Here is a 5,203-nt window from a genome sequence, read left to right on the forward strand (position 1 = left end):
CTCCGGCCTATCCAAGCCTGTCACACCGCATTCGCTACGCCACGCCTTTGCGGTACATCTACTCGAGTCTGGCACCGACGTCCGGACCATTCAGCTGCTGCTTGGTCATCGCAGCCTGGCTACCACCGCCAAGTACTTGCGAATAGCTACGAGCAAGGTCTGCGCCACGTCCAGCCCCCTGGACCTGCTGCCGCATCTGGTTCCCGCGGAGCCGAAGCCGATACCGCCAAAACACTTCTGAGTTGGAGCCGGTGGCCCGCTCCGGGCCGGAAGTCGCGGATGTGTTCCGCCGCTACGGCGAAGCCTATCGTGAGCGTCATGGCGCCTCGCTATGCACCGCACAGCGTCGCGTCATGAGCGCCATTGAGCTGTGTCGAACCGCGGCGCTTGGCGGCCACATCGAGCACTGTGATCGCTGTGGCCACCAGCGCATCTGTGATAATTCGTGCCGTGATCGCCACTGCCCAAAATGCCACTCGCTGGCTCGCGCCCAATGGTTGGATGATCGTCGATCCGAGCTTCTCGACACCCAGTACTTTCATGTGATCTTCACTGTGCCGCAGCCAATCGCAACCATTGCCCTTCAGAATAAGGACGTCGTCTACAACATTCTGTTCCGGGCGACCAGCGAGACATTGCGCACCATTGCGGCCGATCCCAAGCATCTGGGGGCGCAGATCGGATTCTTCGCGGTACTCCACACATGGGGACAGGCTCTTCTCCACCACCCCCATCTGCATTGCGTGGTTCCCGGTGGGGGCATTTCACCGGACGGCACGCGGTGGATTTCCTGCCGGCCGAATTACGTCCTTCCCGTTCCTGTGTTGAGGCTTCTGTTCCGTCGACTGTTCCTCAATTATCTGGTGCAGGCCTTCGATGCCGGAGAGTTGCAGTTCTTTTCCTCCCTGGAACCACTTCGCACGCGACACGCCTTCTTGCGCCACATCGCTCCCACCAGGAAAATAAATTGGAAGGTCTACGCCAAGCCACCTTTCGGCGGACCGGAGCAAGTCCTCAAGTACGTCGCACGATACACCCATCGGGTTGCTATCTCGAACGACCGGCTGCTCGGGTTGAACGACGGGAAGGTTCAGTTTTGCTGGAAGGACTATCGCGACAACAGCCGCCGCAAGACCATGACGCTCGTCGCCGACGAGTTCATCCGTCGGTTCCTGCTCCACGTTCTGCCCGAAGGATTTCAGCGTATTCGCTACTACGGCTTTCTCGCCAATCGATACCGGGCAGAGAAGCTCGCACTGTGCCGGCAGCTTCTGCAAATCCCGCCGCCCGCTCCCAACCTTGAGGTCAAAAAAGACTACCGTGACCGTTACGAAGAGATTACCGGCGTGTCGCTGAAGACCTGCCCCCAGTGTCACCACGGCACCATGATCGTCATCGAAAGGTTCGAATGCGCCCCATGTCGCACGCCACGCATGGATACCTCATGACCGCCGCCGGGATCTCACCAACATACGTCGATCAACCTTGCGCGATCACGCGAACGGGGCGACATCGCCGCGCGCAACCTGATGTCAATTTTCGAAGGCAATTTTCCATCTTCTCGCACTTCACTAACTTGTCCCACCCCCCACGACTCACGCACAACACTCTTGTTCCCTCGCTTCGCGACAGGATTTTCGCCTTCCCGCACCTCCTTGCCGGGTTGCAATGCCCATAGCGGGGCGATGCAGTGCCCCGCGGTTCTGTCCAACACGTTTTTAGCCCACCGACGCGGATCAGAATCCTGCGCTCAACCGCGCTGCCAGTGGCCGCGCCGCCGGGCTAAAAACGCTCTGCGTTATGTGTCGGGCGCGATTATGTGGCGGCTCGTTCCATCGGCGCGCAATTCGGCGGTAATGCCGGCCCTTGCCGCCACATAATATCTGGTCACCTCTCCAGCGGGCTCGGGATGTTCCTGGCACGCCCGCAATGGGGAGAGGGCCATGTTGGATTTGTATTTCAAATATCGGGGGGTGCTCCGGCGCCTTCGGAGCGGGGCGCTTGGCGAAGAGATGGACCGCATCGCCGCGCATTTTTCTGAGATCGGTTACAAGCGCGCCTCGGCCAAGCTCTATATCGGTCGGCTCGCCAAGTTTAGCGATTTCGTCATTCGCAATAGCCGGACGGCAAAGATCGATCAGACCATCATCGATCGGTTTATGCAAAGCTTGCCGACAGCATCGCCCCGCATTGCCGCGCGAACGGCAATTGAGCACGCGCGGCGGGTCGCACCTGAACGATTCTCCATCCCGTGTCATGCGATGCCGGATCCCTATGGCCCATTACTTGCGGCCTTCCTGGATCACCTGCGGCGAGTGCAGGGCTTGGAGCGTAAGACCTGTGAGGGGCTTCTTGTGACCGCACGCCGGATCCTTGTCTGGTACAATGACCAGGTTCCGGGTCAGCCCCTTGCCGCGATGACGGGCGAGCATGTGCTTGCCCTTGTCGAGCACCTTCTGTCGCTGTCGACCAATGATTACACGCGGACCTCGACGACCTCATATACGCGCACCTTCCTGCGGTTTCTGCGGTGGTCCGACCTCAATAGCCAAGATCTTGCCCGGTTCGTTCCACGAACACCCTGCTGGCGGCTGGCACACTTGCCTCCGAGACTCCCATGGGAGGATGTCAGACGCACAATCGGTGCCATCGACGTGACGACACCATCGGGCGTGCGTGACCGCGCGCTCCTGCTTCTGCTCGCCACCACCGGGCTGCGCAACAAGGAGCTGCGATCGCTTGAGCTTCACGATATTCACTGGCGCGCCGCCGAAGTGTTGGTGCGCCGGACCAAGACGGGGCGCGATCGGCTCGTGCCACTTTTGCAGGAAACGGGTGAAGCGCTCGCTGATTATATACTGCACGCCAGGCCCAAGATCGACAGTCAGCGGGTCTTTCTGTCCTATGTACCGCCCGTGGGTCCGTTCAAGTCCAGTTCGCCCATATCGAGGATCGTGCGATCTCGATTGGAGCGAGCCGGCATCAAGCTTTCGCGCGTGGCCGGTGCCCATCTCGTGCGCCATAGCCTGGCGACGCAGCTCGTCAAACAACGACGTCCGATCAACGAGGTCGCGGATCTCCTGGGCCATCGGAGCATCGACACCACCGCCATTTATGTGAAGGTAGCGCTGCCGCAGCTCGCCGATGTCGCTCTGCCCTTTCCGGGGGGCGCCAAATGAGCACCTTCGCCAAACTGCTGGCCGACAGGGTGGAAGGCTACATCGCGCTTCGTCGCTCGCTCGGATATGAGTTCGAGAAGTCGTCCGCGATATTGAGGCGGTTGGCGCGATATGTGGGGGCCGGACAGCTTGACGGCCCCCTCACGCGGGACATGGCGATCAAGTTCATTTTTTCATGGGAGGGGACGGCCAATGGTCGCGCCATCAACCATGGGATCCTCCGGCGCTTTTGCGAGCATCTCGCTATCTACGATGCGCGGACCGAAGCGCTTGATCCTCGTGAGCTTCCCAGATCCCGCGCCATTCCACCAGCGCGCATCCTCAGTGATGAGGAGCTCGGATCACTCATTTCGGCCAGCAGTCGCGTTTCGCCGCGGTATCCCCAGCGGGGACTAACTTTGACGATGTTGGTCGGATTGCTGGCGAGCACGGGCCTGCGTTCCGGCGAAGCGCTCCGCCTCAATCGCACCGATGTCGATCTCGCCGACGGCATCCTGCACATCCGGAAGACCAAGTTCCGCAAGGATCGCCTGGTCCCCGTTCACACGACGACGCTGGCCGCCTTACGCATCTACGCCCGGCATCGAGATGCGGCATTTCCGGTGCCGAGGGATTCCGCATTTTTCCTCAGCTCGCGCGGCAATCGGCTGTCACCGGCTGGGCTCCATATTGCATTCGGTGCGGCCTGCAAGATTGCCGGCCTCGACAGTGGCAAGGCCTTAAGACCACATGATCTGCGGCATCGCTTCGCCGTCACACGTCTTGCCGCTTGGCACCGGGAGAAGGCCGACGTCCAGGCACTGTTGCCCTTGCTGGCAACTTATCTCGGCCATGCCCGCTATACCGACACTGCCTATTACGTGACGGGCACGGCGGAACTGCTGGGCATGGCCGCCGATCGCGCATTCGCCGATGGAGGCGCCTCATGAGCGCACATCCATCGCTGGCAACGCTGCTTGAGTCTTTCTTCCGCAACCGCTTGGCCAAGCAAAGGAACGCAAGCCCCTCGACGATCGCCAGCTACCGCGACGCCTTGCGCATGCTGGTCCTTTTCGCCGCCGAACACACCAGGCGCAAGCCGTGTTCATTGGCGGTCGAGGATATCGACCGGGATCTCATTCTCGCATTTCTGGACGAGCTTGAGCAGAAGCGGAAGAACACGATCCAGACACGCAACGCCCGCCTGACGGCGATCCGATCATTTTTTCACCATGTGGCCGCAAACGATCCTGCCTCGCTGAGCATCGCACAGCGCATCCTCGCCATTCCGGTGAAAAGATCGCACACCGAGATCACGCATCATCTCTCGCGGAATGAACTTGATGTTCTTATTGACGCACCAGATCAGCGAACGGCGCGCGGCCGCCGCGATCGAACATTACTGCTGTTCCTGGCACGCACTGGCGCACGGGTATCTGAGGCGATTGGCCTCAATGCCTGCGATCTTCAGTTGGATCGCCCGCGACCACAGGTGCTCCTGCGCGGCAAGGGCCGCAAGGAGCGGATCGTGCCGATGCCCGGCGACCTCGTCAAAGCGTTGAAGTCGGTAATGCGCGAGCGTGAGGTTGGTCCCCATGAAGCACGTCCACTCTTTGTCGGCACCCATGGGACCCGCCTGACGCGTTTCGGCGCGACGCACATCGTTCGGCGGGCTGTCGCCGCAGCCACGGCGAACACACCGGAACTCGCGCGTAAATCCATCTCGCCCCATGTTCTGCGACACTCGCTCGCGATGACGTTGTTACAGTCCGGGGTCGATCTTCTGACTATCCAGGCTTGGTTGGGGCACTCGCAAGTCGCCACCACGCATCGCTACGCCGCTGCGGACGTCGAGATGATGCGCCGCGGGCTGGATAAGGCAGGTGTCTCGGGTAAGCAACCGGCGCGTTTCAAACCCAAGGATACGGTGCTGCAGCTGCTGGAACGGATCTGAATATTATGTGGCGGCAAAGGTCGGCATTACCGCCGAATTGCGCGCCGATGGAACGAGCCGCCACATAATCGCGCCCGACACATAAATGCGG

General features: G+C 60.8%; 5 protein-coding genes. All 5 read left to right on the forward strand.

Annotation, left to right across the window (positions count from 1 at the left end):
* Positions 1 to 241 (forward strand): tyrosine-type recombinase/integrase (locus WB528_RS07400; RefSeq protein WP_423887766.1); only part of this gene is annotated, 241 nt, incomplete at its 5' end.
* Between the two features lie 10 nt (positions 242 to 251).
* Positions 252 to 1,448: an IS91 family transposase gene (locus tag WB528_RS07405; RefSeq protein ID WP_423887767.1), complete on the forward strand. Its 1,197-nt coding sequence runs from the start codon at positions 252 to 254 to the stop codon at positions 1,446 to 1,448.
* A 564-nt stretch (positions 1,449 to 2,012) separates the two neighbouring features.
* On the forward strand, positions 2,013 to 3,179 hold the full coding sequence (locus tag WB528_RS07410; RefSeq protein WP_423887768.1) for a site-specific integrase: 1,167 nt from the start codon (positions 2,013 to 2,015) through the stop codon (positions 3,177 to 3,179).
* Positions 3,176 to 4,108, forward strand: a complete 933-nt coding sequence (locus tag WB528_RS07415) for a tyrosine-type recombinase/integrase (protein ID WP_423887769.1) — start codon at positions 3,176 to 3,178, stop codon at positions 4,106 to 4,108. Before WB528_RS07410 ends, WB528_RS07415 begins: the two co-directional genes overlap by 4 nt.
* Positions 4,105 to 5,112: a tyrosine-type recombinase/integrase gene (locus WB528_RS07420; RefSeq protein ID WP_423887770.1), complete on the forward strand. Its 1,008-nt coding sequence runs from the start codon at positions 4,105 to 4,107 to the stop codon at positions 5,110 to 5,112. Before WB528_RS07415 ends, WB528_RS07420 begins: the two co-directional genes overlap by 4 nt.
* Positions 5,113 to 5,203 lie beyond the last annotated feature (91 nt).

Origin of the sequence: Bradyrhizobium sp. (assembly GCF_049586575.1) — a bacterium.
In the GTDB taxonomy this organism is placed as follows: domain Bacteria; phylum Pseudomonadota; class Alphaproteobacteria; order Rhizobiales; family Xanthobacteraceae; genus Bradyrhizobium.

What these genes read in the sequence shown, in the direction of transcription:
- WB528_RS07420 (WP_423887770.1), top strand. Translation starts at nt 4,105, where the DNA reads ATGAGCGCACATCCATCGCTGGCAACGCTGCTTGAGTCTTTCTTCCGC.
- WB528_RS07410 (WP_423887768.1), top strand. Translation starts at nt 2,013, where the DNA reads ATGGACCGCATCGCCGCGCATTTTTCTGAGATCGGTTACAAGCGCGCC.
- WB528_RS07415 (WP_423887769.1), top strand. Translation starts at nt 3,176, where the DNA reads ATGAGCACCTTCGCCAAACTGCTGGCCGACAGGGTGGAAGGCTACATC.